Annotated in this window: 23 protein-coding genes and 2 pseudogenes; 11 read left to right on the top strand and 14 right to left on the bottom strand. The window is 69.7% G+C overall.

Translation table 11 applies throughout. The features are described from left to right. Positions 1-5: 5 nt before the first annotated feature. Together ACIPC1_RS02820 and ACIPC1_RS02815 are read left to right on the top strand one after the other, a co-directional pair. Positions 6-980: an FAD binding domain-containing protein gene (locus ACIPC1_RS02820; protein WP_402512681.1), complete on the top strand. Its 975-nt coding sequence runs from the start codon at positions 6-8 to the stop codon at positions 978-980. Further along, positions 980-3,130 (top strand): xanthine dehydrogenase family protein molybdopterin-binding subunit, encoded by a 2,151-nt coding sequence (locus ACIPC1_RS02815; RefSeq protein ID WP_402512679.1) that lies wholly within the window; start codon positions 980-982, stop codon positions 3,128-3,130. Before ACIPC1_RS02820 ends, ACIPC1_RS02815 begins: the two co-directional genes overlap by 1 nt. Positions 3,131-3,236: 106 nt before the next feature. On the opposite strand, the gene ACIPC1_RS02810 is transcribed toward ACIPC1_RS02815, so the two are convergent. Continuing rightward, on the bottom strand, positions 3,237-4,133 hold the full coding sequence (locus ACIPC1_RS02810; RefSeq protein WP_402512677.1) for an SGNH/GDSL hydrolase family protein: 897 nt from the start codon (positions 4,131-4,133) through the stop codon (positions 3,237-3,239). 220 nt (positions 4,134-4,353) lie between these two features. Here ACIPC1_RS02810 and ACIPC1_RS02805 point away from each other — a divergent pair, with 220 nt between their 5' ends. Next, complete coding sequence (locus tag ACIPC1_RS02805) at positions 4,354-4,848, top strand: DUF3145 domain-containing protein (protein WP_266826886.1); 495 nt, start codon at positions 4,354-4,356, stop codon at positions 4,846-4,848. A gap of 75 nt (positions 4,849-4,923) precedes the next feature. Here ACIPC1_RS02805 and ACIPC1_RS02800 read toward each other — a convergent pair whose 3' ends face one another. The 5 genes from ACIPC1_RS02800 to ACIPC1_RS02780 all read right to left on the bottom strand — a co-directional run bounded on the left by ACIPC1_RS02800 (position 4,924) and on the right by ACIPC1_RS02780 (position 9,878). Continuing rightward, positions 4,924-6,195: a beta-ketoacyl-[acyl-carrier-protein] synthase family protein gene (locus ACIPC1_RS02800; protein ID WP_402512675.1), complete on the bottom strand. Its 1,272-nt coding sequence runs from the start codon at positions 6,193-6,195 to the stop codon at positions 4,924-4,926. A gap of 105 nt (positions 6,196-6,300) precedes the next feature. After that, complete coding sequence (locus ACIPC1_RS02795; RefSeq protein WP_266463227.1) at positions 6,301-6,549, bottom strand: acyl carrier protein; 249 nt, start codon at positions 6,547-6,549, stop codon at positions 6,301-6,303. A 71-nt stretch (positions 6,550-6,620) separates the two neighbouring features. Then, the gene (locus tag ACIPC1_RS02790) at positions 6,621-7,652 is read right to left on the bottom strand and encodes a ketoacyl-ACP synthase III (protein ID WP_402512673.1); all 1,032 of its coding nucleotides are present in this window, start codon (positions 7,650-7,652) and stop codon (positions 6,621-6,623) included. 16 nt (positions 7,653-7,668) lie between these two features. Continuing rightward, entirely contained in the window at positions 7,669-8,583 is a 915-nt protein-coding gene (locus tag ACIPC1_RS02785) for an ACP S-malonyltransferase (RefSeq protein WP_402512671.1), read from the bottom strand. An 89-nt stretch (positions 8,584-8,672) separates the two neighbouring features. Next, positions 8,673-9,878: a PucR family transcriptional regulator gene (locus tag ACIPC1_RS02780; RefSeq protein WP_402512670.1), complete on the bottom strand. Its 1,206-nt coding sequence runs from the start codon at positions 9,876-9,878 to the stop codon at positions 8,673-8,675. Positions 9,879-9,972: 94 nt separating this feature from the next. Between ACIPC1_RS02780 and ACIPC1_RS02775 the strand changes: the two genes are divergently transcribed. Further along, positions 9,973-10,626: a pirin family protein gene (locus ACIPC1_RS02775; protein WP_402513372.1), complete on the top strand. Its 654-nt coding sequence runs from the start codon at positions 9,973-9,975 to the stop codon at positions 10,624-10,626. Between the two features lie 49 nt (positions 10,627-10,675). Here ACIPC1_RS02775 and ACIPC1_RS02770 read toward each other — a convergent pair whose 3' ends face one another. The 3 genes from ACIPC1_RS02770 to ACIPC1_RS02760 form a co-directional block, all read right to left on the bottom strand. After that, positions 10,676-12,472 carry a serine/threonine-protein kinase gene (locus ACIPC1_RS02770; protein ID WP_402512668.1) on the bottom strand — a complete coding sequence of 599 codons (1,797 nt, stop codon included), beginning with the start codon at positions 12,470-12,472 and terminating at the stop codon, positions 10,676-10,678. 96 nt (positions 12,473-12,568) lie between these two features. Further along, complete coding sequence (locus ACIPC1_RS02765; protein WP_384385557.1) at positions 12,569-13,393, bottom strand: serine hydrolase domain-containing protein; 825 nt, start codon at positions 13,391-13,393, stop codon at positions 12,569-12,571. Between the two features lie 19 nt (positions 13,394-13,412). Continuing rightward, a complete protein-coding gene (locus ACIPC1_RS02760) occupies positions 13,413-13,883 on the bottom strand; it encodes a GNAT family N-acetyltransferase (protein ID WP_402512666.1) in 471 nt (156 codons plus the stop codon). Positions 13,884-13,977: 94 nt separating this feature from the next. On the opposite strand from ACIPC1_RS02760, the gene ACIPC1_RS02755 reads away from it, so the two are divergent. Both ACIPC1_RS02755 and ACIPC1_RS02750 read left to right on the top strand, forming a co-directional pair. Beyond that, positions 13,978-14,460: a MerR family transcriptional regulator gene (locus tag ACIPC1_RS02755; RefSeq protein ID WP_402512665.1), complete on the top strand. Its 483-nt coding sequence runs from the start codon at positions 13,978-13,980 to the stop codon at positions 14,458-14,460. After that, on the top strand, positions 14,460-15,476 hold the full coding sequence (locus ACIPC1_RS02750) for an aldo/keto reductase (protein ID WP_402512664.1): 1,017 nt from the start codon (positions 14,460-14,462) through the stop codon (positions 15,474-15,476). The genes ACIPC1_RS02755 and ACIPC1_RS02750 overlap by 1 nt, the downstream gene beginning before the upstream one ends. A 146-nt stretch (positions 15,477-15,622) precedes the next feature. Here ACIPC1_RS02750 and ACIPC1_RS02745 read toward each other — a convergent pair whose 3' ends face one another. The 3 genes from ACIPC1_RS02745 to ACIPC1_RS02735 form a co-directional block, all read right to left on the bottom strand. Beyond that, on the bottom strand, positions 15,623-16,483 hold the full coding sequence (locus tag ACIPC1_RS02745) for a DUF4429 domain-containing protein (protein WP_402512662.1): 861 nt from the start codon (positions 16,481-16,483) through the stop codon (positions 15,623-15,625). Between the two features lie 75 nt (positions 16,484-16,558). After that, the gene (locus tag ACIPC1_RS02740; protein ID WP_402512661.1) at positions 16,559-17,767 is read right to left on the bottom strand and encodes an alpha/beta hydrolase; all 1,209 of its coding nucleotides are present in this window, start codon (positions 17,765-17,767) and stop codon (positions 16,559-16,561) included. Positions 17,768-17,981: 214 nt separating this feature from the next. Next, on the bottom strand, positions 17,982-18,641 hold the full coding sequence (locus ACIPC1_RS02735) for a TetR family transcriptional regulator (RefSeq protein WP_402512659.1): 660 nt from the start codon (positions 18,639-18,641) through the stop codon (positions 17,982-17,984). 146 nt (positions 18,642-18,787) lie between these two features. Here ACIPC1_RS02735 and ACIPC1_RS02730 point away from each other — a divergent pair. Both ACIPC1_RS02730 and ACIPC1_RS02725 read left to right on the top strand, forming a co-directional pair. After that, positions 18,788-20,472: pseudogene (locus ACIPC1_RS02730) on the top strand (MFS transporter). Between the two features lie 200 nt (positions 20,473-20,672). After that, positions 20,673-20,981 (top strand): small hydrophobic protein, encoded by a 309-nt coding sequence (locus tag ACIPC1_RS02725; protein WP_384385533.1) that lies wholly within the window; start codon positions 20,673-20,675, stop codon positions 20,979-20,981. A 135-nt stretch (positions 20,982-21,116) separates the two neighbouring features. Here ACIPC1_RS02725 and ACIPC1_RS02720 read toward each other — a convergent pair. Beyond that, a pseudogene (locus ACIPC1_RS02720) lies at positions 21,117-21,836 on the bottom strand (potassium channel family protein); the annotation flags it as partial. A 105-nt stretch (positions 21,837-21,941) separates the two neighbouring features. Further along, positions 21,942-24,674 carry a pyruvate dehydrogenase (acetyl-transferring), homodimeric type gene (gene aceE, locus ACIPC1_RS02715; protein ID WP_402512657.1) on the bottom strand — a complete coding sequence of 911 codons (2,733 nt, stop codon included), beginning with the start codon at positions 24,672-24,674 and terminating at the stop codon, positions 21,942-21,944. 470 nt (positions 24,675-25,144) lie between these two features. Here aceE and ACIPC1_RS02710 point away from each other — a divergent pair, with 470 nt between their 5' ends. From ACIPC1_RS02710 to ACIPC1_RS02700, 3 genes are all read left to right on the top strand, one after another. Further along, positions 25,145-25,585, top strand: a complete 441-nt coding sequence (locus tag ACIPC1_RS02710; protein ID WP_402512656.1) for a DUF3052 domain-containing protein — start codon at positions 25,145-25,147, stop codon at positions 25,583-25,585. Positions 25,586-25,797: 212 nt separating this feature from the next. Then, positions 25,798-26,256 (top strand): peroxiredoxin, encoded by a 459-nt coding sequence (locus ACIPC1_RS02705; protein ID WP_402513370.1) that lies wholly within the window; start codon positions 25,798-25,800, stop codon positions 26,254-26,256. 112 nt (positions 26,257-26,368) lie between these two features. Further along, positions 26,369-26,944, top strand: coding sequence for a TerD family protein (locus tag ACIPC1_RS02700; protein WP_384385523.1), 576 nt, complete (start codon positions 26,369-26,371; stop codon positions 26,942-26,944). The last annotated feature ends 18 nt before the right edge of the window (positions 26,945-26,962 follow it).

Genomic DNA, 26,962 nt, shown 5'->3' with positions numbered 1-26,962 from the left:
TTGTCGTGCATCCCTTTGCCTTCAGCAAAGCCGGCACCGAAAAGGCCGCACTGACCGCCGGCGCGGCCGGCGGCCGGTACATCGCCGGCGGTACCACGCTCGTGGACCTGATGCGGGAGACCGTCGAACGCCCGCCGCGCGTGGTGGACATCAACAGCCTTCCCTACAAGGACATCACGGTGTCCTCCTCGGGAGTCCAGGTCGGTTCCCTGGTACGGATGAGTGAACTCGCCGCACATCCGCGGGTGCGCTCGCTGTACCCCGTCATCACGCAGTCGCTGGAGCTGGGCGCCTCGGCGCAGCTGCGGAACATGGCGTCCATCGGCGGCAACATCATGCAGCGCCCGCGGTGTCCGTACTTCCGGGACGTCCACTCGGCCTGCAACCGGCGTACCCCCGGCACGGGGTGCGACGCCCGCGACGGCGACAACCGTATGCAGGCGATCCTGGGGACCAGCGAACAGTGCGTGGCCACCCACCCCTCGGACTTCTCCGTCGCGCTCGTGGCCCTCGACGCCGTCGTCCACGTACGCGGCGTGGACGGCGTACGGGCCATCCCCGTCCAGGAGTTCTTCCTGCGCCCAGGGAACACCCCGCAGCGCGAGCAGAGCCTGAAGCCGGGAGAGCTCATCACGTCCGTCGAGATCCCGGCCGGTCCGCACACGAGGCGGTCCGGCTACCTCAAGGTGCGCGACCGCCAGTCCTACGAGTTCGCCCTCGCGTCGGCGGCCGTCGCGCTGGACATCAGGGGCGGCGTCATCCGCGGTGCCCGTGTGGCGGTCGGCGGAGTCGCCACCGTGCCGTGGCGGTTGCCGAAGGTGGAGCGCGCGCTGGTGGGCAAGCGCCCCGGGCGCAAGACCTGGTCGGACGCGGCCTCCCACGCCGCGGACGGCGCGACCGCGTTGTCCGAGAACGCGTTCAAGATCGCGCTCATCGAACGTACCGTGCGCCGTCAGCTGATGACGATCGGAGGGCAGTGATGGCCGACACCGTTGTGGGGCAGGCGCTCTCCCGCGTCGACGCCCGGCTGAAAGTGACCGGCGCCGCCACCTACGCCGCTGAGCACCGGTTCGAGGGGCTGCTGTACGGCGTCATCGTCAACAGCACGGCGGCCCGGGGCACGGTGTCCGCCATCGACGTGGACGCGGCCCGCGCACACCCCGGCGTGGTGCGCGTGCTGACCGACTTCAGCAGCCTGGCGCTCGCCCACTCCGTGACCGAGCTGGTGTTCTACGGCCAGCCGATCGCCATCGTCCTCGCCGGCACGCTGGAGGCGGCGACACATGGAGCGTCCCTCGTCGAGGCGACGTACAACCGGCAGGAGGTCATGACCGACTTCAACAGCTCCACGGCCACCTCCGTGACCGCTCCGTCGAACCCCGACTACAGCCGCGGAGACCCGGAGGCCGCCTTCAGGTCGGCGCCCCACAAGGTGGATCTCGACTTCACCATCAGCCGGGAGAACCACAACCCCATCGAGCTGCCGTCGACCATCGCCCGCTGGGAGGGCGACCGGCTCACGCTCTGGGACAAGTCCCAGTGGGTCCAGGGCGCGGCCCGTACGGTGGCCGGCACACTCGGCATCCCGGTGGGCAACATCCGGGTCCTCAGCGAATTCGTCGGCGGCGGATTCGGCAGCGCCATCCGCGCCTACGACCACGTCACCCTGGCCGCCTTCGCCGCCCGCGAGGTCGGCAAGCCCGTCAAGGTCGTCCTGACGAGGCGCCAGTTCTACTACGGCACCGGCTACCGGCCCGCCAGCAGGCAGCGCCTCGCCCTCGGAGCCAACGCCGCCGGACGCGTCGACAGCCTCCTCTACGAGGTACGCACGGAGACCTGCCGTTACGACGCGTACGAGGAGGGCATGACCGACCTGCCGAAGTTCCTCTACGGCGTCCCCAACACCAGCACCGCGTACAAGATCACCGCCATCGACGCCCAGTCACCGTCCTCGATGCGCGGACCGGGCGTCGTCACCAGTGCCTTCGCCCTGGAGACGGCCATGGACCAACTGGCGCACGATCTCCGCGTCGACCCCATCGAGCTGCGGCTGCGCAACGAACCCACCAGGGACGAGGTGACACGGCTTCCGTTCTCCACCCGCAAGCTCCGCGAATGCTTCGACACCGGGGCGCGCCGCTTCGGCTGGTCGCGGCGCGACGCCACCCCCCGCAGCCGCACCGAGGGCGATCTGCTGATCGGCATGGGGATGGCCACCGCCTCGTACCACAACAACCGCCGCGATGTCGGCTCGCGCGCCCGGATCGACGCGGACGGGACGGCGACGGTGGCCACGGCCACCAGCGACATGGGCCCGGGCACCACCACGTCCGTCATGCAGGTCGCCGCCGACGCGCTCGGCCTGCCCGCCGGGAAAGTCACCTTCCGACTGGGCGACTCCACCTACCCCACCGCGCCCCCACACGCGGGCGCCACCACCATGGCCAGCGTCGGATCCGCCGCCTTCACCTCCTGCAACGCCCTGCGGAACAAGTTCATCACCATGGCGGTCGCGGACGCCGCCTCGCCCCTGCACGGCGCCGATCCCGCCCAAGTGACCGTCAGCGGCGGCAATCTCATGGTGGGCGACGACGACAGCGCCAGGGACAGCTACCGCGAGATCCTGAGCCGAGCCGACCTGCCCGGCCTGGAAGCCACGGCCACCTGGGGGCCGGGCACCATCGACACCAGGGTCTCCAGCTACGGATACGGCGCCGTCTTCGCCGAGGTGTCGGTCGATCCCCTGCTCGGCCTGGTCCGGATCCGCCGTATCTTCGCGGCCTACGACGTGGGCCGGGTCATCAGCCCCAAACTGGCCCACAGCCAGGCCCTCGGAGGCATGGTCGGCGGCATCGGAATGGCCCTGCTGGAAGGCACCCGCACCGATCACCGCGACGGCCGGATCGTCAACGCGAGCCTGGCCGACTACCTGGTCCCGGTCAACGCCGACGTTCCCGAACTCGACGCCACCTTCATCAACACCGAGGACCCTCAGGCAGACCCCATCGGCGTCAAGGGACTGGGCGAGATCACCATCGTCGGCGTCCCGGCGGCCATCGGCAACGCGGTCTTCAACGCCACCGGCAAACGCCTCACCGACCTCCCCATCCTCCTGGAGGCCCTCCTCTGAGCACTCCCGCGCTGAGTCGATGTCATCCGGTCGCTGCCGGTCGATGGGGCGGCGACCGGCGACCGGCGACCGGCGGCCCGTGTCCCGTCTCCCGGAGCAGCCCGTCTCACGCCACCGGTTCCTTGGACGTCACCACGTGATAAGCCATCTCCGCGAGCTGCGCCTGGCCGTTCTTGCTCGGGTGGAACCAGTCCCAGTGGCTCAACTGATCGGTCCCGAAGCGGTAGTCGAAGACCGCACCGCCGTCAAAGCGGCAGTACTTGTCCTTCGCGCAGACCTCCTCCAGAACCCTGTTGTACGCCTCCACCCGGTCCTGCACCGTGTCGCGCCGCAGCGTCGCCGCCGCGTCGAGGGACTCCGCGTCACCCAGCATCGAGGGGCAGATGCCCAGCTTCCAGATCTGCTTGCCGACCGGATTGGTGCGGCCCTCGGACCAGAGCCGCTTCAGGTCCGGCACGCTCGACACGTACACCTGCGTCTTGGGCAGCGTGGCGCGCAGCGTGCCCAACGCGTCCTCGAAGTCGGCCTGGAACTCGGCGGCGGACGTCATCGCCGACACGGACGCGCGGCAGGCGTCGTTGGCGCCCGCCATCACCGCCACCAACTCCGGCTTCTCCGTGACGGCCTGCGCCATCTGCCCGGGCAGGTCCGCCATCCGCGCCCCGGTCACCGCGTAGTTCCAGCTGCGCTCCGCCGCCCCGGCCGTCCCCAGCAGCCGTACGGCGAGACTGTTGACCTTCTTGTCGCTGCCCGTCGCCCAGGACGCCTCGGGGCAGTCCGACAGCACGGTGCACGCGTCGAAACCCCGCGTGATGGAGTCGCCGACCGCGGCCACGGACTCGGGGCTGCGGTCCCAGGCGGGCGTCGGGGACGGCCGGACATTCGCCGTGGTGCCCTTCGGTGCCGCGGAGTTGCCACCGGTGGCGTCGCAACCGGCGACGCCCAGCAGGGCCGCCGCCGCGAAGGCGAGAACGGCCCGCGAACGGTGGCTACGGTTCCGCATCCCCTGGTCCCCTCGATCGTTGTGCAGGGTCGGTCACTACCCCGACGGACACGGTCGGTCAACACCGCGTCCCCTTGGGTGAAACCTCAGTGTTTCTGCGCGCTGGGACCGACGGTACGTCACACTCCTGACGCCGCCGCACGGTAGCCTCGCCACGTGGCAGCCCCGCCACCGCCGTCCCGCTAAGTTACAAGATGCGTCGCTCTGTCCGGAGGCCCCAGTGACGACACGTGGAGTTCTCTACGTGCACTCCGCGCCCCGCGCGCTGTGCCCGCACGTCGAGTGGGCCGTCGCGGGGGTGCTCGGCACCCGCGTCAACCTCGACTGGATCCGGCAGCCCGCCTCGCCGGGCACCTGGAGATCAGAGTTCTCCTGGAAGGGCGAGGTCTCCGCCGCCTCCAAGCTCGCCTCCGCACTGCGCGGCTGGCAGATGCTGCGCTTCGAGGTCACCGCCGAGCCGTGCCCCACGGCCGAGGGCGAGCGCTACAGCTGCACCCCCGAGCTGGGCATCTACCACGCCGTCACCGGAATCCACGGCGACATCCTGATCCCCGAGGACCGCCTCCGCGCCGCGCTCCTGCGCTCCCAGCGGGGCGAGACCGACCTCGAGGCCGAACTCGCCAAGCTCCTCGGCAAGCCCTGGGACGACGAACTGGAGCCCTTCCGGTACGCGGGCGAGGGCGCGCCGGTGCGCTGGCTGCACCAGGTCGTCTGAGTTCCCCTCAACCACACACGAAGGGCCCCCACCACACGGCGGGGGCCCTTCACGTACGTACGAAAACGGCGGGAACTAGACCGTCCGGAAGGCAAGCACCACGTTGTGCCCACCGAACCCGAACGAGTCGTTCAGCGCGGCGATCCGCCCGGAGACGGGCAACTTCCGCGCCTCACCGCGAACAACGTCGGCGGCAGCCTCCGCCTCGGGGTCGAGGTTCTCGACGTTGATGGTCGGCGGAGCCACCCGGTGGTACAGGGCGAGCACCGAGGCGACCGACTCCACGCCGCCCGCGCCACCGAGGAGGTGACCGGTCATCGACTTGGTGGCGGAGACCGCCATGTGGTCGGTGTCGTCGCCGAAGACCGTGCGCAGCGCCTTCAGTTCGGCGACGTCGCCGGCCGGGGTCGAGGTGGCGTGCGCGTTCACGTGCACGATCTCGGCCGGGTCCAGGTCGGTGTTGTTGAGCAGGTTCTGCAGCGCGTGCGCGATGCCGCGGCCCTCGGGCTCCGGCTGCACGATGTCGTGGGCGTCGGAGGAGATGCCCTGGCCGACCGCCTCCGCGTAGACGCGGACACCGCGCCTGGCGGCGTGCTCGGCCGACTCCAGGACCAGGACGCCCGCGCCCTCACCGAGGACGAAGCCGTCGCGCGCGACGTCGTAGGGGCGCGAGGCGCCCTGCGGGTCGTCGTTGTTCTTGGACATCGCCATCATGTTGCCGAACGCGGCGATGGGCAGCGGGTGGATGGCCGCCTCCGTACCACCGGCGACGACGATGTCGGCGCGGCCGGTACGGATCATCTCGATCGCATAGCCGATGGCCTCGGCGCCCGACGCACAGGCGGAGACCGGGGTGTGCACACCGGCGCGGGCGCCGACGAGCAGACCGACGTTGGCGGACGGGCCGTTCGGCATCAGCATCGGGACGGTGTGCGGGGAGACGCGGCGTACGCCCTTCTCCTTCAGCACGTCGTACTGGTCGAGGAGGGTGGTGACGCCGCCGATGCCGGAGGCGATGACCGCGCCGAGCCGGTCGGGGTCGACGCTCTTGTCCTCGCCCGCCTTGTCGGTGAAACCGGCGTCGGCCCACGCCTCCTTGGCCGCGATCAGCGCGAACTGCGCCGAGCGGTCCAGTCGGCGGGCCTGCGGGCGCGGGATGACCTCACTCGGCTCCACGGCGATCTGCGCCGCGATACGGACCGCCTGCTCGGCGGCCCAGTCCTGCTCCAGGGCGCGGACGCCGGAACGTCCGGCGACCAGGCCCTCCCAGGTTGAGGCTGCGTCGCCACCCAGCGGTGTGGTTGCGCCGATACCGGTGACGACCACGGTGCGATTGGTCGGGATCACGGGAATTCTTTCTCCAACGGATACGAGGATTCAGCGGCGCCACCGCCGGGTGGCGGGGCAGTCAGCCCAGGGATCGGGCAGTCAGCCCAAAGTTGACCGGAAGGATCAGCCCTGGTTCTTGAGGATGTAGCTCGTCGCGTCGCCGACGGTCTTGAGGTTCTTGACGTCGTCGTCCGGGATCTTCACGTCGAAGCGCTCTTCGGCGGCGACGACGACCTCGACCATGGACAGCGAGTCGACGTCCAGGTCGTCGGTGAAGGACTTGTCCAGCTGGACGTCCTCGGTGGGGATCCCGGCGATCTCGTTCACGATCTCGGCGAGACCTTCGACGATCTCTTCCTGAGTGGCGGCCATGTCAGGCGCTCCTTCGGTATGTATCCAGAGGGGGTGGCGGTACTCCGTCCGGAGAGATCCGGACGGTGTACCTAGGGGAGGGTAACGACCGTGGCGGCGTACACGAGACCCGCCCCGAAGCCGATGACGAGCGCGGTGTCGCCGCTCTTCGCCTCGCCGGTCGCCAGAAGCCGCTCCATCGCGAGCGGAATCGAGGCGGCCGACGTGTTGCCGGTGGTGCGTACGTCGCGGGCGACCGTGACGTGCTCCGGCAGTTTCAGTGTCTTCACCATCGAGTCGATGATCCGCTCGTTGGCCTGGTGAGGGATGAAGACGTCCAGGTCGGCCGAGGTGATCCCGGCCGCGTCCAGAGCCTGTTGAGCGACCTTCGCCATCTCGTAGACGGCCCAGCGGAACACCGCCTGGCCCTCCTGCGTGATGGCGGGGAACTTGATCTCGCCCTTGGAGTCGCGCGGCAGGGCGGACAGGTCCGAGGCGCGGAACTCGTCCCACGGCACGGTCTGCTTGATCGTGCCGGACTTGTCGCCCTCGCTGCCCCAGATCGTCGGGCCGATGTGCGGCTCCTTGGAAGGGCCCACGACGACCGCTCCCGCGCCGTCGCCGAAGAGGAAGGCCGTCGCGCGGTCCTCCAGGTCGGTGAGGTCGGAGAGACGCTCGACGCCGATGACAAGGACGTACTCCGCGGAGCCCTCGACGACGATGCCCTTGGCGAGGGTCAGGCCGTAGCCGAAGCCCGCGCAGCCGGCCGAGATGTCGAAGGCGGCGGCCTTGTTGGTGCCGAGCTTGTCGGCGATCTCGGTGGCGATGGCAGGGGTCTGGCTGAAGTGCGACACGGTGGCGACGACGACCGCGCCGATCTGCTCGACGCTGATCCCGGCGTCGGCGATCGCCTTGCCGGACGCCTCGATGGACATCGCGGCGACGGTCTCCTCGTCGTTCGCCCAGTGCCGGGTCTCGATGCCGGAGCGCGAACGGATCCACTCGTCGGACGAGTCGATCGTCTCGAGAATCACCTCGTTGGGCACGACCCGCACGGGACGGTAGCCGCCCACGCCGAGGATGCGCGCGTACGGGGCGCCCTTGCTGGGCTTGATCTTCGACATGCTCTCAAGCTCCTTGTCAGGCACTGTGCTCGGCGATGAGCTCGCGAGCCGCGTCGAGGTCGTCGGGGGTCTTCAGCGCCAGCGTCCGCACGCCGGGCAGGGCGCGCTTGGCCAGTCCGGTCAGGGTGCCGCCGGGGCACACCTCGAGCAGCGCGGTCACGCCGAGCTCCTTGAAGGTCTCCATGCACAGGTCCCAGCGGACCGGGTTGGCGACCTGGCCGACCAGCCGGGCGACGACCTCGTCACCGGTGGCCACGGCCTTGCCGTCGTTGTTCGAGACGTACCTGAACTTCGGGTCCGCGGGAGCCAGCTCCTCGGCGGCCTTGGCCAGCGCGTCGACGGCGGGTGCCATGTGGCGCGTGTGGAAGGCACCGGCGACCTTCAGCGCGATGACCTTGCGGACGCCCTCGGGCTTGTTCTCGGCGAGCTCGGCGAGCTGCTCCAGCGTGCCGGCCGCCACGATCTGGCCCGCGCCGTTCACGTTCGCCGCCGTCAGGCCGACCTTCTCCAGATGCACAACCGTCGTCTCGGAATCGCCGCCCAGCAGGGCGGACATCCCGGTCCGGGTGATGGCGGCGGCCTCGGCCATCGCCAGGCCCCGCTTGCGTACGAGCCGGAGCGCGGCCGTGTCGTCCAGCACTCCCGCCAGCGTGGCGGCGGTGATCTCACCAACGCTGTGGCCCGCGACGGCACCCGGGGTCACCTCGCCCAGCGCGGCGGCGGACAGCAGTCCGGCCGCGACGAGCAGCGGCTGCGCCACGGCCGTGTCGCGGATCGCGTCCGCGTCGGCCTGGGTGCCGTAGTGGGCAAGGTCGAGCCCGATGGCGTCCGACCAGCCGGCGAGGCGGTCGGCCGCGCCGGGGAGGTCGAGCCAAGGAGTCAGGAAGCCGGGCGTCTGGGCACCCTGGCCGGGAGCGACGAGTACGAGCACTCTCACACTCTCTCTTGTGGACGGCCAGGACCGCCCGTGGGGACAGGGACGAAGAACACGAAGCGGAATTGTAGGGCCCCGACAAAAGCCTAGGTTTGTGGATCTCCGCTCGCCAAACGCCCCAGGATCAGTGCGATGCGCAGCGTGAACGCGGAGCGTACATCCGAAGGCGACCAACCGGTGACGTCAGTCACACGTCGGAGCCGGTAGCGCACGGTGTTGGGGTGGACGAAGAGCATCCGGGCCGCGCCTTCGAGACTGCTCGCCTGTTCCAGATAGACGGCGAGTGTCTCCAGGAGCGCGGAGCCGGCCTCCTCCAGCGGTCTGTAGATCTCCTCCACCAGCTGGTCGCGGGCGGCGGGGTCACCGGCGATCGCGCGCTCGGGCAGCAGATCGTCCGCGAGTACCGGCCGTGGCGCGTCCTGCCAGGCGAAACACGCCTTCAGCCCGGCGGCGGCGGCCTGCGCGGAGCGGGTGGCGGCGAGCAGGTCGGGCACGACGGGCCCCGCGACGACGGCGCCGGCCGCATAAGGCCCGATCAGCGACTTGGCGACGGCGAGCGGGTTGTCGCTGCCGCCCGCGATGACGACCAGCCGGTCCCCGAGCACTCCGGTCAGCACCTGGAGCTTGGCGTGCCGGGCGGCCCGGCGGATCGCCTCGACCGTCAGCTCGCTGTCACCGTCGGGCGCCGTACCCAGCACCACGCAGACATGTTCGGGTGAGTTCCAGCCCAGTGCCGAGGCCCGGCTGACGGCGCCCTCGTCGGCCTCGCCGGACAGCACCGCGTTCACCACGAGCGATTCGAGGCGGGCGTCCCAGGCCCCCCGCGCCTCCGCGGCCTGGGCGTACACCTGGGCGGTCGCGAAGGCGATCTCGCGGGCGTAGACGAGGAGCGCCTCACGGAGCACGGACTCGTCCCCGGGCGCCGCGACCTCGTCGATCGCGCTCTCCATCACCTCGATCGTGGTCCGCACCATCTCGACGGTCTGACGCAGGGTGATCGCCCTGGTCAGTTCGCGCGGCGCGGTCCCGAACACATCGGTGGAGATGGCCTGCGGGGCGTCCGGGTGCCGGAACCACTCGGTGAAGGCGGCGATTCCGGCCTGGGCGACCAGACCGATCCAGGAACGGTTCTCCGGGGGCATCGCCCGGTACCACGGCAGCGCCTCGTCCATCCGCGCGATGGCCTGCGCGGCGAGACTTCCGGACGACTTCTCCAGCCGCTTCAGGGTCGCCGCATGTGCGCGGACGTCGAGCGGTGGGCGTGCGGTGTTGCTGGTTTCGGGTTCGGGCACGGGACAAGACTGCCTTATCCGGACGGAGGTGTGCGGCGGCGGGTCGCGGGTAAGCGCCGGGAGAGCGCGCGGGCGGGGCTACGGTGGGGCTGTGATGGATGTCCGCCGCGCCGACGAGCGCTACAGCGGAGGGGACCCGGCGACCGGGATCTCCTCGCTCCACGCCTTCTCCTTCGGCCCCCACTACGAGCCGGACAACCTCCGCTTCGGCGCCGTGATCGCCTGCAACGAGGAGCGGCTCGCCCCCGGCGCCGGCTTCGACGAGCACCCGCACAGCCACACCGAGATCGTCACGTGGGTGGTGGAGGGCGAGCTGACCCACCGCGACTCCACCGGCCACGAGTCGGTGGTCCGCCCCGGTGACGTGCAGCGCCTCAGCGCCGGGGGCGGCGTCCGCCACGTGGAGCGCAACGACGGCACGGAGCCGCTGACCTTCGTCCAGATGTGGCTGGCCCCGCTGGAGCCCGGCGGCGAGCCCGCCTACGAGATCGTCCACGGCATCGCGGACTCCACGCCGTACGCCGTCCCGGAGGCGGGCGCCATGCTCCATGTACGCCGCCTGACGGCGGGGGAGCGGACGGCGATTCCGGACGCGGCGTACGCGTACGTCCATGTCGTACGCGGTGAAGTGCGCCTGGACGGCGAGGAGCTGGGCCCCGGCGACGCGGCCCGCATCACCGACGCGAAGGACCTGGAGGCGGTGGCGGGGTCTCCGGCGGAGCTACTGGTGTGGGAGATGACGGCGTGACGGTGGCCCGGCCGTCGGACGACCGGGCGCAACCGTCGGACGACGGGGCTCAGCCGGACGTGGGCTCCTCCGCGTTCCGCCACACCGTGATGTCCACCGACACGTAGTCGCTGGGGTCGCCGCTCGGGGCCGAGCCCTGGAAGGTGATCAGGCCGATGTGGCCGGACGCGGTGTGGACGCACATCTGGGTGCCCTTGGAGAGCTGGCCGAGGGTGACCGTCTCCGCGTACCGGGTCTCGGCGCGGCAGGTTTTGAGGGAGCCCTTCACGGAGTTGTTCAGCAGGACGATTTTATGGCTGCTGCTGCCCACGTGCTTGTCGTTGAGGGTGTCGAACGAGGAGTAGTAGAAGTCCCCGTCGTCCTCGTACGCGCCGCCCATGTCGCTGGTGACGGGCCTGGGCGGTGAGTCGGCGAAGCGCACGTAGTAGTCGCCGGGGATGTTGATGCCCTTGTAGGTGGCCGGCTTGGGGTCGGGGAGCGGCGCGGAGCTGCTGGAGTCCGAGCTTCCGCTGGTACCGGAGGCGGAGCTGTCCTTCGTGCCGTCGTCCATGTTGGCGAAGAGCGAGACGCAGCCGCCGAGCATCAGCACGAGCACCCCCGCGATGATCGCGAGGACCTTGCCCGAGTTGCTCTTGGGCGGCGGGAGGGGCTGGGGGTACGGGTACGGGTACTGCTGGGCCGGCGGCTGCGGCTGCCAGGTGTTCTGCGGCGGGTACGGCGCCGTGGGGTGCGTGGGGTGTGTCTGGTGCGCGGGTTGCTGTACGTACGGCGGCGGGGTCGGCGGAGGTGTCGGGACGTGGGCGGCGTGCACCGTGTGCGCGGCCGGGTCGACGCCCGGAGCGCTCAGCTGGGTGACCGGAGCGGTCGGCGGAGGCACCGAGTCCACCGGAGTGGTCGGTGTCGCCGGGGCGTCTGTGCGGGCCGCGAGGAGCTCCGCCGATGCCGAGACCCGCCGGGTGATCTGCTCGCCGATCGGGTCCGGCAGCCAGGACCCGGACTGGCGCAGCGGGGTGGGCGAGGCCTCCTGGCACAGGGCGATGACCTCGGCCGGTGAGGGCCGGTCGGCCGGGTTCTTGGCCAGCAGGCGTGTGATGAACCGGAGTTCGTCCGGGAGGCCGGTGAGGTCCGGCTCCTCGTGGACGATGCGGTACAGCACGGCGTGCGAGGGCCCGTCCCCGTACGCGGAACTGCCCCGTGCCGCGTACGCGGCGACCTGGCCGAGGGCGAAGATGTCCGACGCGGGGGCGAGTTCACCCCGCCCCGAGGCCTGCTCCGGTGACATGAAGGCCGGGGTGCCGATGGAGACACCGGTGTTGGTCAGCGCGGTGGCGTCGGCGGCGCGGGCGATGCCGAAGTCGATGACCCGCGGGCCGTCGGCGGCGAGCAGCACGTTCGAGGGCTTCAGGTCGCGGTGGACGATGCCCGCGCCGTGGATGACCGACAGGGCCTCCGCGACCCCCGCGATCAGCAGCAGGACCGTCGGCACCGGCAGCGGTCCGTGCTCGGTGACCGCCGCGGCCAGCGAGGGGCCGGGTACGTAGGCGGTGGCCAGCCAGGGCTGGGTGGTGCTCTCGGTGTCGTGGTCGAGGACCGGCGCGGTGTAGAGGCCCTGGACGCGCTGGGCGGCCTGGACCTCCTGCTTGAACCTGCGACGGAACTCGGGGTCCTCGCTCAGCTCGGGCCGGATCGTCTTCAGCGCGATCGGGTGCCCGCCCGGCGTGTACGTCAGGTACACCGTGCCCATGCCGCCCGCGCCGAGCCGTGCCGCGAGCCGGTAGCCCGCCACGACCGTCGGGTCGCCGACCTCCAACGGGCGGAAATGCCCGCCCGGTTGTGTCTCGCCCATTGTTCTCCCCCGAAATTTGTGAGGCATGTGTGCAGGGGGAGGCTAGTCGAACGGATCAGTGACCGTCTCAGGTGGAGCCTTCAACTCCAGCTTCGTTCACCGATTCTTGACGTCTTCGAGCACGGCGTCCGTGAACGGCGGCCACGCCTCGACGGCCCACGGCCCGAACCCCCGGTCGGTGAGGGCCACGCAGGCCACCCCCGCGTCGGGGTCGATCCACAGGAACGTGCCCGCCTGCCCGAAATGACCGAAGGTCCGCGGTGAGGACGAACTCCCCGTCCAGTGGGGCGACTTGGAATCGCGGATCTCGAAGCCGAGCCCCCAGTCGTTGGGGTTGCGGTGCCCGTACCCCGGCAGGACGCCCTTCGTGCCCGGGAACTGGACGGTCATCGCCTCCGCGACGGTACGAGGATCCAGGAGCCGCGGAGCCTGCACCTCGGCCGCGAAGCGCACCAGGTCGTCCACCGTGGACACCCCGTCCTTCGCGGGCGACCCGTCGAGTGTGGTCGACGCCATCCCCAGCGGATCCAGCACCGCCTGCCGCAGATACTCCCCGAACGGAATGTCGGTCGCCTTGGCGATGTGCTCCCCGAGCACCTCGAACCCGGCGTTGGAGTACAGCCGCCGCTCCCCGGGCACCGACGTCACCCGGTGCTCGTCGAAGGCGAGTCCGGAGGTGTGCGCGAGGAGATGACGAACGGTCGAGCCCTCGGGCCCGGCGGGTTCGTCGAGTTCGATCGCGCCTTCCTCGTACGCGACGAGGGCGGCGTAGGCGGCAAGCGGCTTGGTCACCGAGGCGAGCGCGAAGGGCCGCGCACCGGGCCCATGGCTCCCGAGCAGCGTGCCGTCCGCGCGGACGACGGCCGCCGCGGCGGTGGGAACGGGCCAGTTCTCGATCAGCGCAAGGCTCTGCAGGGACATGCCTACGAGCCTAAGCGGCTCAGAGCTGGAGCCGCATCGAGGGGTCCGGCTTGCGCACGAAACCGAGCGAGGCGTACAGCGGCTCGCCTTCCGCAGAGGCGTTGAGGTCGACCTGGGGGACACCCCGTTCGCGGTACCAGTCGAGAAGTGCCTCCACGACGGCGCGGGCGTAGCCGCGGCGCCGCGCGTCCGGATCGGTGGCGACGCTGAAGACGTATCCGATCGCGCCCTGCGGATTGCCCCCGTTCCCGATGCGGTAGTCGATCGTCCCGGCGACGAGTGCCGCCAGCGCGTCCGGCCGGTCCGGATGGTCGATGACGAAGGCAGCGAAGTCCCCGTCGGGGTCGCCGAGCCTGCCCCGTACGGTGGGAAGCGATTCGGCGTGCCAGGTGCCGGGCGAATCGGTGCCGAAGACCGAGTCGATCATCACCTGGCGCAGACGCAGCACTTCCTCGGCGTCCTCGGGCACGGCACGGCGTACATGAGTCATGATCCGCAACGTAGACACCGTGAGCGGGTGATGTCACCGGATTTTCATGGTTCCGCTTGCTTGGAGTGCACTCCAGGGTTTTAGCGTGGAGGTCATGACGGTGATGGAGACCACGGCCGAGGCCGCCGAGACCGGTAGCAGTCCCGATCTCTGTGCCGCGCCCCCCGAGCGGGAGCTGCGGCGCCCGGACGGCCAGGACAACTACACGATCAGCGAGGTCGTTGTCTACACCGGCCTGACGGCGCACACCCTGCGCTGGTACGAGCGGATCGGGCTGATGCCGCACATCGACCGCTCGCACACCGGACAGCGCCGCTACACCAACCGCGACCTGGACTGGCTGGGCCTCGTCGGCAAGCTTCGGCTCACCGGCATGCCGGTCGCCGACATGGTGCGCTACGCGGAGCTGGTGCGCGCGGGCGACCACACCTACATCGAGCGCTACGAACTCCTGGAAGCGACCCGCAGGGACGTGAAGTCCCGGATCGCCGAGCTCCAGGACACCCTCGCGGTGCTCGACCGCAAAATCACTTTCTACGCGGACGCCGGGCGTGCCCTGGCGTCGGAGAGGTCCTGATGACGGACAGCAAGATCGCGAAGGTGCAGCTCGGAACCGGCGGCCCCGAGGTCGGGGTGCAGGGCCTGGGCTGTATGGGCATGAGCTTCGCGTACGGGCCCGCTGACGCCGACGAGTCGCGGGCCACCCTGGAGCGGGCGCTGGAGCTCGGCGTCACGCTCTACGACACCGCGGACGCCTATGGGGAGGGTGAGAACGAGAAGTTCCTCTCCCCGTTCTTCAAGGCGCACCGCGACGAACTCGTCATCGCGACGAAGTTCGCCATGACGATCCCGCCGGACGACCCGACCAAGCGGATCATCCGCAACGACGCGCCCTACATCCGGCAGGCCGTCGAGGCGAGCCTGCGACGGCTGGACGTCGATGTGATCGACCTCTACTACATGCACCGGCGTGACGTGAACATCCCGATCGAGGAGACCGTCGGGACCATGGCCGAGCTGGTGCGCGAGGGCAAGGTCAAGCATCTCGGGCTGAGCGAGGTGACGGGCGGGGAGCTGCGTGCGGCACAGGGCGTGCATCCGATCGCCGCCGTGCAGTCGGAGTGGTCGCTGTTCAGCCGTGACATCGAGGCCGGGGTGGTACCGGCGGCGCGTGAGCTGGGTGTGGCGCTCGTGCCGTACTCGCCGCTCGGGCGTGGGTTCCTCACGGGGTCCTTCGCGGACGCCGGGAAGGAGCTGGCGGCGGATGACTTCCGGCGTCGCCAGCCCCGCTTCAACGGGGACAACGCGGCCGCCAACGTCGCGCTCCTGGAGTCGGTACGCTCCGTCGCCGACGCGCATGGCGCCTCGCTCGGGCAGGTCGCGCTCGCCTGGGCGCAGCAGCGGGCCGCCGTGTACGGGCTCGCAGTCGTCCCGATTCCCGGCACCACCAAGGCGAAGCGCGTCGAGGAGAACACGGCCGCCACCCGGATCGTCCTCAGTGAGGCCGAGCTGGATCTGCTGGAGCCCATCGCCGCCAAGGTCGCGGGCGACCGCTACGCGGACATGAACTTTACGTCCGCGGGCCGGGAGTAGCGGGACCCCGCTCTGCGGGGTTCAGCCCGTCCGGCGTTTGAGGACGAGGCCGTTCAGGCCGACAGCGGGGGTCTGGGGGCGCAGCCCCCAGGTACGGGACGGGCAGGGGCGGAGGGGCGAAAACTGCTCCACCCCAGCCCCTCGGGTCACAGCTCCGCCAGCAGCTCCGCCTTCTTCGTAGAGAACTCCTCGTCCGTCACGAGGCCGGCGTCGCGGAGCTCGCCGAGGTGCCGGATGCGCTCGGCGATGTCGGCGGGATCGCGCCGGGACGCGGGAGGGGCGAGGGCCGGTACAGGCGCCCCGCCGGACCCCCGTACCGCAGCCAGCACAGCCGCCGCGAACGGCAACGACTCGTGCACCGGCCCGTACCCGAGCCCGAACACGACCGCCGCCGGATCCTGATCGGCCTGCGCGGGCTGTGCCACAGCCGGCTCACGGCGCAACAGCCGCAGATGCCCCTCGAAGACCTCGGGCGAACGCCATGCGACACCGCTGAGACCCGTGATGGGGAAGGTCTGGTCACCGGCCTTCCACTTCGCCGACGAGGCTCCCGTCCAGAACCACCGGAAGGACACCGACCGGCCGTCGAAGGACGCCTTGCCGTCGTACGCCTTGAAGTGCAACGGCGCCTCGGGCGCTGCGACGAGATACCGCTCGGCGGGTTCGTCGTCCTTCGTGAGCTGCGCGCGCAGCTCGTCCGCGTAGTACTCGGCGAGCGTCTCGCGCTCGGCGGGCAGCACCAGACGATAGGGGTCGCACCCCTCCTTGAGCTGTCCCGCGGCCGCCTCCATCAGCGGGTCGGCGCCGGGTCTGGGCACGGCATGCAGGACCACCGTGCCGCGCTTCCCGGGCGTCAGTGTCACCGCCGCGATCGCCTCGAGCGGGATACGGCGTTCGCCGAGCGCCTGGAACAGCTTCGGCGTGCGGATTCCCCGTTCGAAGCGGATGAGCACGGAGTCGGACTCGAACTCCCAGACGGCATGAAACCCGGCCAGTACGTCACCCATGCGGGCCATCGTATGCGGCGCGCAGGCCCGCGTCGCCTCCCTTGGCGGACCGCGGTCCTTTCGCTTCTACGCGCGTCAGGCTGACGACCCGCCGGGCAAACCCGTCCGGCACGCTTCATCCGTGTGCGCGCAGTCCACCGAGCCGTACGCGCCGATGCCGATCTCCGCGAAGTTGTGGAGGCTGTCGGTGCCCGGCTCGAAGTAGCCGGTGTGGCCCTTGGAGCCCCGCGCGGACAGGACCCGCGCCCCGAACCCCGCCGACACCGGGTCGGCGCCGTGTCCGAGCCCTCCGACCTCGAGGTGCGGTACGTCCTGGATCCAGTCGTCGGCGTCCCGCATCGCCCAGACCTGGGCCGTGGTGTGCAGTGCCGTGACCGTGTCGGCCCGCATCCCGGGGCTGCCCGCGACCGCTATGTCGGAGACCCGGGAGGGCAGCTCCTTGGCGGCGACCCCGCACAGCACGGATCCGTAGCTGTGGCAGTACAGCGCCACCGATGAGCTTCCCGGCAGCGCTCGTACCAGTGCGTTCAGCCGGACCGCGCCCTCCTCGGCGCGCATCGCGGTGGCCGAGTCGATGCCGAGCCCGCTGGGTGCGGTGTAGTCAGCCCAGGCGATCACGGCCGTACGCGTGGTGGGGCTCGCCTCGTGCTCCGCCGCGTACAGGGACTGCGCCATGCCGACCGGCGCCGTGTACTTCTTGGCCGTGCGCTGGAAGGTGAGCAGGTTCGTGTCGACGCCCGGCACCACGACCGAGACGCGTTCGGCCGTGTCGAGGTCTCCGACGACCTCGGCGATCCGGCCCGATCCCATCGGGTCGAAGGCGAGGATCTTGCGGCCCTTTTCGAGCAGCGCCTCGTAGCGGTGCATACGGCGGCCCGCCTCGTGCTGCCCGAGCGGCGAGAGCCGGGTGTCGTGCATGCGCTTGAGCTCGACCTTGCGCTGTTTCTCCAGGGCGAGGCGGTTCGCCTGGTAGCGCAGGGTCACGGGCGCGCCGTTCATGTTGCCGACCGCGAGTGGGTAGCTGTGGGCGAGACGGTCGCGCTGGCCGGCGTCGAGCGAGGCGAAGAAGCGGGCCACGACGCTAGGCGCGGAGTCGGTGTCCGGGAGCGGGTGCCCGGCGAGGCTGCCGTGCTCCCACGCGGAGCGTGAGGATTCGAGGGCCGACGACCCCCGATGGCTGTGAATCGCGGTCCAGCCACTGGTGGCCAGCATCACGAACACCACGGCCAGCGCGAGCAGTGCGCGCCAGACGTTCAGTTGGGGGGAAGCGTCGAAGGAAGTCACTGGGAGGACACACTAGGAGAACAAACGGGTCTCGCGTTAACCGAGTGAGGCGGATCACGTTTCTGGTGGGGTAACTGGGGCAAAGCGTGTTCAGTTTGAGCTAAATCGTCACACTGAGTAAGGAAAGTCGAACTCCTGTGGGTGATCTGTGACTCTGTGTGCTGGATGGGCGGTGTGGGGTGCGCCGGTCGGACGTCTCTCCGTACGGCAGGAGTTATTCCCTACGCCATGTTTCCGCCAGTGCGGGCCCCACATGGCTCAGGTAGGAGGCGGTCAGTTCGCGGATCCCCTCGACGCCGATGTCCTCGCCCTGGCCCCACAGGCGGCTCGTCACACGCATCACCCCGCTGAACGCGGCGACCGCGACGCGCGGGCGCGGGTCCGCGTCCAGGTCGAGCCCCTCGCGCTCGGCGATCACCTGGGCGATCTCCTCCTCCAGCTCCGCGGAACGGCGCAGATTGACGGCGAGCAGCGCGGGTGTCGACTCGATCAACCGAAGGGTGCGCATGTGTAGTTCGATCGGGATGACGGCCTCGATCGCCTCGCCGATGGTGTCCCAGCTCTCCAGGACGGAGCGCCGCAGAACCTCCAACGGGGCTTCGTGGGGCGGGCGTTCGCGCACGGCAGCGACGAAGTGCGACTCGGTGAGCCGCTGGGTGAAGAGGGCGGCCTCCTCCTTGCCCGCGAAGTAGCGGAAGAAGGTGCGCTGGGAGACGTCGACGGCCTCGGTGATCTCGTCCACGGTCGTCCGCTCGTACCCCTGGCTGGTGAACAGTTCGAGGGCGGCGTGCAGGAGCGCGTCCCGGGTGCGCTGTTTCTTGAGCTCGCGCAGTCCCAGCCGAGGCGCCGGGCCGGTATGGTCCGCCGTGTCCATGGTCCCTCTTCTCTGGTCCCTCGCCTCCGGATCGTCCGCACCTTGTGAACCGTCTGCCCAGTTCAAAGTACTCGCGAGTGACGTGACAGTTACCGACTTGTCAATTGGTTTGTCAACTGTCAGCGGCTGACACTAGCCTCGAAAACATGACTAGTCAGACCACCGTCGACGCGACGGGACCGGCCGACAAGGCCCCGGCACCCGTCTCCGGACCGACGCCGTCCGCGGGGCTGCGCGGCCACCCCTGGTTCACCCTGTTCACCGTCGCCTTCGGCGTCATGATGGTCGCCCTGGACGGCACCATCGTGGCCATCGCCAACCCGGCCATCCAGAAGGACCTCGGCGCGAGCTTCGCCGACGTCCAGTGGATCACCAACGGCTACTTCCTCGCGCTCGCGGTCACCCTGATCACCGCGGGCAAGCTCGGCGACCGGTTCGGCCACCGGCAGACCTTCCTCATCGGCGTGATCGGCTTCGCCGCGGCCTCCGGGGCCATCGGGTTCTCCAGCAGCATCGCCCTGGTGGTCACCTTCCGCGTCCTTCAGGGTCTGTTCGGCGCGCTGCTGATGCCGGCCGCGCTCGGTCTGCTGCGGGCCACCTTCCCGGCCGAGAAGCTGAACATGGCGATCGGTATCTGGGGCATGGTCATCGGCGCGTCCACCGCGGGCGGCCCGATCCTCGGCGGTCTGCTCGTCCAGCACGTCAGCTGGCAGTCGGTGTTCTTCATCAACGTGCCGGTCGGCGTCACCGCGCTGGTCCTCGGCGCGCTGATCCTGACCGACCACCGCGCGAAGAACGCGCCCCGCTCCTTCGACATCCTCGGCATAGCGCTGCTCTCCATCGCCATGTTCTGTCTGGTCTGGGCCCTCATCAAGGCCCCGACCTGGGGCTGGGGCGACGGTCTGACCTGGGCCTTCCTGGGCGCCTCGGTGCTCGGCTTCGCGCTCTTCGCCTTCTGGGAGAAGCGGGTGAAGGAACCGCTGATCCCCTTGGGGCTGTTCCGCTCCGTGCCGCTGTCGGCGGGCGTGGTCCTCATGGTCCTGATGGCCATCGCCTTCCTGGGCGGCCTGTTCTTCGTCACCTTCTACCTGCAGAACGTGCACGGGATGAGCCCGGTCGACGCGGGCCTGCACCTTCTCCCGCTGACCGGAATGATGATCGTGGCCTCCCCGCTGGCCGGCATCATGATCACCAAGACCGGCCCGCGCATCCCGCTCGCCGGCGGTATGGCCCTCACCGCGATCTCCATGTACGGCATGTCCACGCTGGACACGAACACCGGCAGCTTCGTCATGTCGCTCTGGTTCGGCGGTCTCGGCTTCGGTCTCGCGCCGGTCATGGTCGGCGCCACCGAGGTCATCGTGGGCAACGCGCCGATGGAGCTCTCCGGTGTCGCCGGTGGCCTCCAGCAGGCCGCGATGCAGATCGGCGGCAGCCTCGGTACGGCGGTACTCGGCGCCGTCATGGCCTCCAAGGTCGACGGCGACCTCGCGGGCAACTGGGCCGACGCCAAACTGCCCCCGCTCACCCCGGAGCAGCTGGACGCGGCCTCCGAGGCGGTCCAGGTCGGCGCCGCGCCGGTCACCCCGGACACGCCCGCCGCCCTCGCCGCGCAGATCACGGACGTCGCCCACGACACGTTCATCTCCGGCATGAGCCTGGCCTGCCTGGTCGCGTCCGGGGTCGCCGTCGTGGCGGTCTTCGTCGCACTGCTCACCAAGCGGGGCGACAACGCGGAGGCGGGCGCCGGCGCCGGCCACATCTAGGACCTGTTCCTGTCCAGGGCCTGTCCCGGGGCCCGCTCCAGGGGCCGTTTCCCCTATCAGGGTGACAACGCTAAAGATCCCTCGCACCCGGCACGCGCCGCACGTCACAGTGGGTCAAGTCCTCCGTACGACCTGGAGGACGACCGGACTTGCGGCGCGCTGCCGGAGGGGGGCAGCGCGCCGACAGGTCTCAATCCGGGATACCGGGGTACCCGCATATCGACCCGAACCGACCGAGCCTTTCCGGGAGTTCAGGAGTTGATGGATGATGGCGGGCTTTGGAAACGGCACGCGCAGGTACCCCCGTTCACGTAGCCGTACGAGGTCACGGACCGGGCCGGATCGCGCGACGCTGGGCACCGTGGGGCTCATCTGTGCGATCGCCGGATTCTTCGTGCTGGGGATCATCCTCGGCCCGGTGGCGATCGTCTGCGGCTGGCTCGCCATGGGTCGCAGCTGGGCCGGAGCCCGTCCCATCCCGGCCGTCGTCGCGCTCGTCCTGGGGGCGATCGACACGCTGCTGGCCATCATGTGGCTGGCCGGCACGGCAGGCCCGGGCACCGGACTGCTCTGAGCGCGGTCCAGGACGGTAACTCGCACCGACTCGCGCTTCGCACACGGCGGTTGACCAGAGCGACGAGTGTTCCTCCGCCGCACCCGGCACCGGGTGCGGCGCCGCCGTGAAGGGCGTGCCTTCAGGCGCCGTACCCCGTGACAGCGTCGCCACCTCCGCCCGCAGGGCGCGTACCTCCTCCGTGAGGGCGGTGATCGCGGCCGTCTGCCGGCGTTCCTCGACGTCGTCCATCTCGAAGCGGGAGATGAACCAGGCGGCGATGTTGGCGGTGACGACACCCAGCAGGGCGATGCCGGAGAGCATCAGACCGACCGCGAGCACGCGGCCCAGACCGGTGGTCGGGGCGTGATCCCCGTACCCCACCGTCGTCATCGTCGTGAACGACCACCACACGGCGTCGCCCAGCGTCCTGATGTTCCCGTTCGGCGAGTCCCGCTCCACGGAGAGGACCGCGAGCGAGCCGAACATCAACAGGCCCACCACCGAGCCCGCGACGTACGTCGTGAGCTGTATCTGTGAGGCGATCCGGGCCCGTTGCCCGACGAGCAGCAGCGTGGAGACGAGCCGCAGCAGCCGCAACGGCTGGACCAGCGGCAGCACCACCGCGATCAGGTCCAGCCAGTGTGTCCGTACGAACTCCTTGCGCTGCTCGGCCAGCACCAGCCGGGCGGCGTAGTCCGCCGCGAACGCGCCCCACACCACCCACTCCACCGCCGTGCACACGGACGCCACGTCGTGACCCGCGGCGGGCCACGCGATCGGCACGGCGTAGGCGACGGCGAACGCCAGGGCGAACCCCAGCAGCGGCCGCTGCGTGCGCCGTTCCCGGCGGACCTGTGCCGACTGCTCCTTCATGCCCGCATCGTAAGTAATAAGAAGACAGCGAAGGGGCGGCGAGGCCCGTGGCCCCACCGCCCCTCAGGAGACGTACGAAAGGAGACGTACGCAAGGGAGAACGAACTACGCGTCGCCGCCCGCGGCCCCCGGGTCGGCCGCCTGCACGTCGAGCAGTTGGTAGCGGTCGATCGCCTGCTTCAGCACCGACCGGTCGACCTTGCCCTCGCGCGCCAGCTCGGTCAGCACCGCGACCACGATCGACTGCGCGTCGATGTGGAAGAAGCGCCGGGCCGCCCCACGCGTGTCCGCGAAGCCGAAGCCGTCGGCGCCCAGGGACTGGTAGGTCCCCGGTACCCACCGGGAGATCTGGTCGGGGACGGACCGCATCCAGTCGGAGACGGCGACGAACGGACCCTCGGCCCCCGACAGCTTCTGCGTCACGTACGGGACGCGCTGCTCCTCCTCGGGGTGCAGCAGATTGTGCCGCTCCACCTCGATGGCCTCGCGCCGCAGCTCGTTCCAGGAGGTCGCCGACCAGACGTCCGCCTTCACGTTCCAGTCGGCGGCCAGGATCTGCTGCGCCTCGACCGCCCACGGCACCGCGACACCGGAGGCCATGATCTGCGCCGTCGTGGTGCCTTGATCGCCCGACTTCAGGCGGTAGATGCCCTTCAGAATGCCGTCCACGTCCACGCTCTCCGGTTCTGCCGGATGCTGGATCGGCTCGTTGTAGACGGTCAGGTAATAGAACACATCTTCGCTATCGGGGCCGTACATCCGGCGCAGCCCGTCCTTGACGATGTACGCGATCTCGTACCCGTACGCCGGGTCGTACGCGACACACCCCGGGTTCGTCGAGGCGAGCAGCTGGGAGTGGCCGTCCGCGTGCTGGAGACCCTCACCGGTCAGAGTCGTACGGCCGGCGGTCGCACCCAGTACGAAACCGCGCGCCAACTGGTCGGCCATCTGCCAGAACTGGTCGCCGGTGCGCTGGAAACCGAACATCGAGTAGAAGACGTAGACCGGGATCAGCGGCTCGCCGTGCGTGGCATACGCCGAACCCGCGGCGATCAGCGACGCCGTACAGCCCGCCTCCGAGATGCCGTCGTGCAGCATCTGGCCCGTCGGGGACTCCTTGTACGCGAGCAGCAGATCGCGGTCCACGGACTCGTACTGCTGGCCGAGCGGGTTGTAGATCTTCGCGCTCGGGAAGAACGAGTCCATGCCGAAGGTGCGGTACTCGTCGGGCGCGATCAGCACGAACCGCCTGCCGATCTCCTTGTCCCGCATGAGGTCCTTGAGCAACCGGACGAACGCCATGGTGGTGGCGATCGACTGCTGGCCCGAGCCCTTCTTCACACTCGCGTACGTCTTGTCCTCGGGCAGCACGAGGGGCTTCGACCGCACGACACGGGTCGGGACGTACCCGCCCAGGCCCTTGCGGCGGTCGTGCATGTACTGGATCTCTTCCGAGTCCCGGCCCGGGTGGTAGTACGGCGGGGCGCCGCCCTCCAGCTGCTGGTCGGTGATCGGGATGTGCAGCCGGTCGCGGAAACCCTTGAGGTCCGCGGTCGTCAGCTTCTTCATCTGGTGGGTCGCGTTGCGGCCCTCGAAGTTCGGGCCGAGCGTCCAGCCCTTGACGGTCTGCGCAAGGACCACCGTCGGCTGGCCCTTGTGCGCCTTGGCCGCCGCGAAGGCCGCGTACACCTTCTTGTGGTCGTGACCGCCGCGCCCCAGGTGCAGGATCTGGTCGTCCGTCATGCTCTCGACCATCGCGCGCAGCCGGTGGTCGTGCCCGAAGAAGTGCTCACGGATGTACGCGCCGGTCTCGGTGGCGTACGTCTGGAACTGGCCGTCCGGCGTGGTGTTCAGCTGGTTGACCAGCACGCCGTCGCGGTCCTGCGCGAGCAGCGGGTCCCAGGTGCGGTCCCAGACCAGCTTGATGACGTTCCAGCCGGCGCCCCGGAACTGCGACTCCAGCTCCTGGATGATCTTGCCGTTGCCGCGCACCGGGCCGTCGAGCCGCTGAAGGTTGCAGTTGACGACGAAGGTCAGGTTGTCCAGGCCCTCGCGCGCCGCGATCGACAGCTGGCCGAGCGACTCCGGCTCGTCCATCTCGCCGTCGCCGAGGAACGCCCAGACGTGCGACTTGGAGGTGTCGGCGATCTCGCGCGCCTCCATGTAGCGGTTCATCCGCGCCTGGAAGATCGCGCCGAGCGGGCCCAGGCCCATGGAGACGGTCGGGAACTCCCAGAAGTCCGGCATCAGCCGCGGGTGCGGGTACGAGGACAGCCCGTACGGCGCCTTCGACTTCTCCTGCCGGAACGCGTCGAGCTGCTGCTCGCTCAGCCGGTCCAGCAGGAACGCGCGGGCGTAGATGCCCGGCGAGGCGTGCCCCTGGAAGAAGATCTGGTCGCCGCCGTCGCCCTCGTCCTTGCCGCGGAAGAAGTGGTTGAAGCCCACGTCGTACAGCGAGGCGGAGGACGCGAAGGTGGCGATGTGACCGCCGACGCCGATGCCCGGACGCTGGGCCCTGGACACCATCACCGCCGCGTTCCAGCGGGTCGCGTTCAGGACCTTGCGCTCGATCTCCTCGTTGCCGGGGAAGAACGGCTCGTCCTTGGTGGCGATCGTGTTGACGTAGTCCGTGCTGCGCATCTCGGGCACGGCCACGCGCTTCTCGCGGGCCCGCTCGATGAGCCGCAGCATCAGATAGCGGGCGCGCTCCCGGCCGCGCTCGTCGACGGCGGCGTCGAGGGAGTCGAGCCACTCCTGAGTCTCCTCAGGGTCGAAGTCCGGGACCTGGCTGGGAAGGCCGCCAATGATGATCGGGTTGCGATCGGATCCGGAAGCCACGCTGTTCCTTCGCTGTCAGAGGGCTGTCAGAGGGGGCTGTACTTCGCTGTGTTCACACCGTTCCCCATCGTGTACCCGGCGAACGGAATCGTCACCTCTACCGAGGGGTAACCGGCACGTTCGCGCAGTACGTTGGGACGTGCCGGGCCAAAACGCAACGATACGCTCAGTCCGTGACGCGTTCCGCAAAGTCGTTCGGGTCTCGTACGCTTCAAGGGTTGTGAAATTCACAAACCGGACAGAAGGGTGTGGTGCGCGTCACTGGGTGCCGCGATTCCGTGCCTGGAGTTGCGTCGACACCGCCAGGATCGTCACCGTTTCGGCGGTCTCGACGGCCGGGTACTTGCGCGATCCGCCCCGTCCGTGTGGACTACGGCCAATGCTTCGCGTACGCGCGTGGCCAGAAGACTCCCCAAGCTCCGACAAAGCCGGGGGAGACCCCAACCAGAAACATGATCAGGAGGCAACCCGTGAGCGCGACCGCGGACCACGCGGAGGAGAGGACGAACCCTGCCGCAAGGCTGGGGTTCCAGCCCGAGCAGGTGGTCCAGGAGATCGGCTACGACGACGACGTCGACCAGGAGCTCCGCGAGGCCATTGAGGAAGTCATCGGCAGCGAGCTCGTGGACGAGGAGTACGACGACGTCGCCGATGCCGTGGTGCTGTGGTTCCGCGACGAGGACGGCGACCTGACCGACGTACTGGTGGATGCCACCACGTACATCGAAGACGGCGGCGCGATCCTCCTGCTGACGCCGAAGACCGGCCGTGACGGCTACGTGGAGCCGAGCGACATCGCCGAAGCGGCGACGACTGCGGGTCTGTCGGCGACCAAGAGCGCCAGCGTGGGCAAGGACTGGAGCGGCAGCCGGCTGGCCACCCCGAAGGGGGCCAAGTCCGGCAAGCGCTGATACTCCGCCGGGCCGATCCGGGCAACCACTCCGGCGGCTCCCGCCGCCGGACCCCCGGACATGCGGCCTGAAGGGCCTCGTCCTCGAACGCCGGACCCGCTGACACGTTCAGCCGGTCCGGCGTTCTGCCGTGTCGCCCTTCCCCGGGTCGCGGGGGTCGCTGCGTAGGGTGGACTCACCCGAACAGCCCCCTGGAAGGGAAGCGTGTGACTATGGCGATCGCGGTCGGCACCAAGGCGCCGGACTTCGAGCTCAAGGACAACCACGGCGCCACCGTGCGACTGTCCGACTTCCGCGGCGAGAAGAACGTGGTGCTGCTCTTCTACCCGTTCGCTTTCACGGGTGTGTGCACAGGCGAGCTGTGCTCCCTGCGCGACAACCTGCCGCAGTTCACCGACCGTGACACCCAGCTCCTTGCCGTCTCGAACGACTCCATCCACACCCTGCGCGTCTTCGCCGAGCAGGAGGGCCTGGAGTACCCGCTGCTCTCCGACTTCTGGCCGCACGGCAACACTTCGCGCGCGTACGGCGTCTTCGACGAGGACAAGGGCTGCGCGGTGCGCGGCACGTTCGTCATCGACAAGGAGGGCGTCGTCCGCTGGACCGTCGTCAACGCCCTGCCGGACGCGCGCGACCTGAACGAGTACGTCAAGGCGCTCGACACCCTGTGATTGTTCGGTCCCAAGCCCTGCAGGGTGCGGGAACCCGTCACTAGGATCGACACGTTGATCCGATACCGAACGCAGTCGGGGCATCCCGCCCCTGAACACCAATGGAGGACTCGTGGGAGTCAGCCTCAGCAAGGGCGGCAACGTATCGCTTTCGAAGGAGGCCCCGGGACTGACCGCGGTCATCATCGGTCTGGGGTGGGACATCCGCACCACCACCGGCACCGACTTCGACCTCGACGCCAGCGCCATCCTCACGAACCCGGACGGCAAGGTCAGCAGTGACGCCAACTTCGTGTTCTTCAACAACCTGAAGAGCCCGGACGGCTCGGTCGAGCACACCGGGGACAACACCACCGGTGAGGGCGAGGGCGACGACGAGCAGATCAAGGTCAACCTCGCCGGCGTCCCGGCCGACATCGAGAAGATCGTCTTCCCGGTCTCGATCTACGACGCCGAGAACCGCCAGCAGTCCTTCGGCCAGGTCCGCAACGCGTTCATTCGCGTGGTGAACCAGTCGGGCGGGGCGGAGATCGCGCGCTACGACCTGTCCGAGGACGCCTCGACGGAGACCGCCATGGTCTTCGGCGAGCTCTACCGGCACGGCGCGGAGTGGAAGTTCCGCGCCATCGGCCAGGGCTACGCCTCGGGCCTGCGCGGTATCGCGCAGGACTTCGGCGTCAACGTCTGAGCAAAAGCCCTTCGGCCC

It is taken from the genome of Streptomyces sp. NPDC087263, from assembly GCF_044744645.1.
In the GTDB taxonomy this organism is placed as follows: Bacteria; Actinomycetota; Actinomycetes; order Streptomycetales; family Streptomycetaceae; genus Streptomyces.
Note: the sequence above shows the minus strand (reverse complement) of the source record. Positions and strands in the feature narration are given on the sequence as shown.